The 5048-nt window shown below is 39.9% G+C and carries 5 protein-coding genes; all 5 read left to right on the forward strand.

All coding sequences use genetic code 11. The features are described from left to right. The first annotated feature begins 128 nt into the window (after window positions 1–128). Window positions 129–893: a glycosyltransferase family 2 protein gene (locus A9E74_RS13355; RefSeq protein ID WP_069297095.1), complete on the forward strand. Its 765-nt coding sequence runs from the start codon at window positions 129–131 to the stop codon at window positions 891–893. After that, a complete protein-coding gene (locus A9E74_RS13360; protein WP_218104328.1) occupies window positions 893–1711 on the forward strand; it encodes an acyltransferase family protein in 819 nt (272 codons plus the stop codon). The genes A9E74_RS13355 and A9E74_RS13360 overlap by 1 nt, the downstream gene beginning before the upstream one ends. Window positions 1712–1985: 274 nt before the next feature. Next, the gene (locus A9E74_RS13365) at window positions 1986–3509 is read left to right on the forward strand and encodes a phosphohexomutase domain-containing protein (protein WP_069297096.1); all 1524 of its coding nucleotides are present in this window, start codon (window positions 1986–1988) and stop codon (window positions 3507–3509) included. Then, window positions 3509–4483 carry a UDP-glucose 4-epimerase family protein gene (locus A9E74_RS13370; RefSeq protein ID WP_069297097.1) on the forward strand — a complete coding sequence of 325 codons (975 nt, stop codon included), beginning with the start codon at window positions 3509–3511 and terminating at the stop codon, window positions 4481–4483. The genes A9E74_RS13365 and A9E74_RS13370 overlap by 1 nt, the downstream gene beginning before the upstream one ends. 12 nt (window positions 4484–4495) lie before the next feature. Next, a partial coding sequence (locus A9E74_RS13375) for a sugar transferase (protein WP_069297098.1) occupies window positions 4496–5048 on the forward strand: 553 nt, incomplete at its 3' end.

A 5048-nucleotide genomic window follows, 5' to 3' on the forward strand; every position in this document is an offset into this window, starting at 1 on the left:
CAGTTAAAAATCAAGATGATGATAAAGATACAGATGATAGAACTAAGATGTTACCGTTGAACTGATGCAAACTTTCCTGGTTCTTAAAAAATTAATTTACATCAGATTCTAATCAAGAAATTTAAATAATGATTTCCTTATCAATCGTCAGTCATGGACAAGCCGTGTTAGTCCAACAATTATTAAATGATCTGGAGGATGTCGATCCTTCAGAGATGATTAAGGAGGTGATAGTAACTTGCAATCTTCCTGAAAGGATAAATTACTCATTTAAAAATCTGCCATTAAAACTGATCAATAATCCATTACCAAAAGGTTTTGCTGCAAACCATAACGCTGCGTTTGAACAATCGATAGGAGACTATTTTTGCGTTCTTAATCCAGATATTCGTTTGATTGAAAACCCCTTTATGGCGTTGGTTGAGAATATGCGCGATTTGAAGCTGGGTATGATTGCGCCTTCAATAGTTGATTTGGATGGACAGCTTGAAGACAGCGTTCGAAGATTTCCGACAATTAGTCGCTTAGTTAAAAGGTTATTCACCGGTAAACACGATATTTACACCTTTACGCAGACGGATGAATTGTTTTATCCAGACTGGGTAGCTGGAATGTTTATGTTGTTTGATAAAGCAGCTTATCAGGCAGTTAATGGCTTTGATGAAGGCTATTTTCTTTATTATGAAGATGTCGATATCTGTGTGAGACTATGGCAAAAAGGCTTTCCTATTGCTGTATTACCAAAAAGTTCGGTAATTCATCAGGCTCAACGACAGAGCCATAAGCAGTTAAAATATTTACGTTGGCACCTGGGTAGTATGCTTCGCTTTTTTATCAAGCACAGCGGTGGTTTTGCCCAAAACCTTCACGCGAAATTAGGAAAGTGCTTTTAATGGATTTAGCTAAAGCAAAGCAAGCTAACGTTAGTTCTGTCTATCGAGTAAACATACCGAAAAACAATAACCTAGATCTCTTACGTTTCAGTTTTGCTTTTGTTGTTTTCCTTGTCCATGCTTACCATTTATCTGATGTTGCAACTTTATCGATATTCAATAGCATTTTTTCAGCAAAAATGGCTGTTGAATGTTTTTTTGTGGTGAGTGGCTTTTTGATCTTTATGAGCTACGAACATTCCAGTAGTTTGAATAGATACTTTGAAAAGCGAGCCCGACGGATATACCCAGCCTATTTTTCCGTGGTATTGATTTGTGCCATATTTGGCTCGTTACTAAGCACTTACAGTTATTCAGAGTATTTTCTCAGTTCTGAGCTTTACCGTTACCTATTTGCTAATTTGGTGTTCTTGAATTTTATTCAACCAGATCTGCCAGGAGTGTTTTCAGAAAATTCATTAGCTGCTGTGAATGGCGCGCTGTGGACCCTTAAAATCGAAGTCATGTTTTATTTAAGTGTGCCGATCTTTGTTTGGCTGTTTCGTAAGATTGGTCTGTGGCAGGGACTGACACTTTTATATTTTGCATCGTTTATTTATAGCTTTTGCATGCAACTACTCATTAACAAGCATGGTGGTATTTTTATTGAATTACAAAGGCAGCTTCCCGGTCAGCTGATGTTTTTTATTGCTGGAGGAGCTCTGTATTATTCGTTTAATTTTTTTAAAAACAACGCGACTTTGCTCTTGTTAATCGCCATAGCAGCTTATGTCTTTGAGAGTCTGTTTCAAACTGGTCTTTATATGCTGCAGCATTAGCCATCTGCGTAGTGTATTTTGGTTTTGTTTTCAAATACCTCGGTAATTTCGGCAAATATGGCGATTTTTCTTATGGTATTTATATTCTGCACTTTCCAATACTACAAACATTTTATTGTCTTTCAACTGTTTACTGTATCGCCTATTTTAGCGATGCTTGTCACAACTATTGCGGTTCTACTCGCAGCTTATTTTATGTGGCACGGGGTAGAAAAAAAGATGCTAAATAAATCTTCACATTACCTGACGTCATTAGACGAACCAAGGAACAAATATGGTTACTGAAAATACACTGAAATGTTTTAAAGCCTACGATATTCGCGGCAAGTTGGGAGAAGAGCTTAACCCAGATGTCGCCTATCGAATTGGGCATGCTTATGCGAAACATCTCAATGCAAAAAAAGTGGTTGTCGGCGGAGATATCAGGCACACCAGTGAGCCGCTTAAGTTGGCTTTGGCTCAGGGCTTGATGGATGCTGGAGCTGAGGTTATAGATATTGGAATGGTTGGCACAGAAGAAATTTATTTTGCGTCATTTTATCTGGATGTTGATGGCGGTATTGAAGTAACAGCCAGTCATAATCCGATGGATTACAACGGTATGAAGCTGGTAGGTCGTGGTGCTTTGCCGATAAGCGGTGATAGTGGCTTAAATGATATTCGTGATTTGGCTGAGAAGTTCGTTTCACCTTTTGATCAAGCCGCTGACCTATCAACACTTGATGCAAAGACGATAAACAGTAAAAAAATGGATTTCAGCTTTCATTGGGATGAGCAGGATAGTTCACAAATTCTTACTACCAGTGAAGCAGCTTCATCGACTGAAAAGTCCCCGCTTGAAGAATTGCCGAACAAAGCACTTTATCATCAACAATCCATTTTGGATCCATATGTTGAGCATCTACTGACCTATATCGACCTGACAAAACTTAACCCGTTAAAACTGGTTGTTAATGCGGGTAATGGTTCGGCCGGGCATGTCATTGATGCGATTGAAAAACAGTTTAAATCAGCTAATGTACCCGTTGAATTCATCAAAGTGCATCACGAAGCGGATGGCAGTTTTCCTAATGGTATTCCCAACCCATTATTACCCGAAAATCGTGCAGCAACTGCTGATGCAGTAATTAATAATAAAGCGGATATGGGCATCGCCTGGGACGGGGATTTTGACCGGTGTTTTCTGTTTGATGAAAATGGCCGCTTTATCGAAGGTTATTACATTGTCGGGTTATTGGCTGAAGCCTTTTTACTCAAATCACCAGGCGAAAAAATCATTCATGATCCACGGCTGACCTGGAACACCATCGATCAAGTTGAAGCGGCGGGTGGCAAACCCATTCAATCCAAAACGGGCCATGCTTTTATTAAAGAACGTATGCGACTGGAAAATGCGGTTTATGGCGGTGAAATGAGCGCTCACCATTATTTTCGGGATTTTGCCTACTGTGATAGCGGCATGATTCCATGGTTGCTGGTAGCTGAATTAATCAGCGTAGCAGGTAAGCCTTTATCTGAACTGGTCAATGAGCGTATGGCGAAATATCCATGCAGTGGTGAAATCAACTATCGAGTAGCAGACGTCAGTGTCATTCTCGATAAAATTCTGAAACATTTTTCTACAGAAAACCCAGTGATTGATAGAACTGACGGAATCAGCCTGGAATTTCCTCAGTGGCGATTTAATCTCCGTTCTTCCAACACAGAACCACTTTTACGTTTGAATGTTGAATCTCGGGCCGATGAAGCGTTGATGAAAGCGAAAGTGGTAGAAATTGAACAGTTAATTCACGGCTGATGCGAATCTTTGTTACTGGTGCGACAGGATTTGTCGGAAAAGCTTTAGTGACTCAATTCGTTGCTGAAGGCCATCATGTCGTTGCGGCAGTTCGAGAGTATTCGAAAGTATTACCGACTAAAGTTGAGCAAAAACGGGTAGGTGATTTTGGCTTTCTGAGTGAATCAAATACTATCATCAATGCTCTTGATAATATTGATATGGTTATTCATACAGCGGCACGTGTTCATATCATGAAAGATAGTTCGGCTGATCCCATAGAAGAATTTCGGAAAATAAATGTATACGCCACTGTGGAACTTGCCCAGCAAGCGGCCAGGGCGGGGGTAAAAAGGTTCATTTATCTAAGCTCGGTCAAAGTTAACGGTGAATCAACAGATAATCGACGGCCTTTTAGTGAAACAGATGATCCCGCTCCTGAAGATGCCTATGGACAATCAAAGCTTGAAGCAGAAAAGTTATTATTGGATCTTGCTAAGACTACATCCATGGAAGTTGTGATTATTCGGCCACCACTCATCTATGGTCCGGGTGTGAAAGCTAACTTCGCCAGTATGATTAAAATCATTAATAAAGGTATACCTCTTCCTTTTGGTGCTATTTCCAATCAACGATCCATGTTGGCTATTGATAATCTAGTGAGCTTTATAAGGCTCTGCATGACGCACCCTGCAGCAACTAATCAGGTTTTTCTGATTGCTGATGGGGAAGATGTTTCTACAACGACATTGTTGAGACTGTTAGCTGAAGGGTATATGCGTCCACCAAGACTAATACCTGTTCCCCTATCTTGGATGAATTTTTTTGCCAAACTTATTGGCAAACAGATGATCACTGATCGTTTGTTTGGCAATTTGCAGATCGATACTAGTAAAGCCCGAGAGTTATTAGGGTGGAAGCCAGTGATCACCATGAAACAACAACTTAACAAAATGGCTAAGTTAAATAGAAACTCTTCCTTTCAAAAACATTAACACGAGTATTTCATGACCCAAGTAGTTATCCGTTTACTGGATATTGTTTTTTCTATGGTTGGATTATTGATTGGTTTGCCAATTTTATTAGTTCTGATCGTTGTTGGTTGGTTCGATACTGGCTCGCCCATTTTTCGTCAGCAAAGGGTAGGTCGCTATCAAAGGCCTTTTACATTGGTCAAATTTCGCACCATGCAGAAAGATACTGCCCATGTCGCCAGTCACCTGGCAAATGCATCATCAATTACTTCCTTTGGGCGTTTTCTTCGCAGAACCAAGCTAGATGAATTGCCTCAATTATGGAATGTATTGAAAGGTGAAATGAGTTTGGTTGGTCCAAGACCATGTTTGTTCAATCAAATTGAATTGATTGAGGAGCGAGATACAAGAGGTGTATTTAAAGTAAGGCCAGGTATCACCGGTTTAGCTCAAGTAAATGATATAGATATGTCGACGCCAGAATTACTGGCAAAAACAGATGCTCAGATGATTCAGAACATGAGTGTCATGTATTATCTAAGTCTTATCCTTCAGACGGTTTCAGGGAAAGGGACGGGCGATAGAG

The sequence above is a fragment of the Methylophaga muralis genome, assembly GCF_001720165.1.
GTDB classification, from domain to species: domain Bacteria; phylum Pseudomonadota; class Gammaproteobacteria; order Nitrosococcales; family Methylophagaceae; genus Methylophaga; species Methylophaga muralis.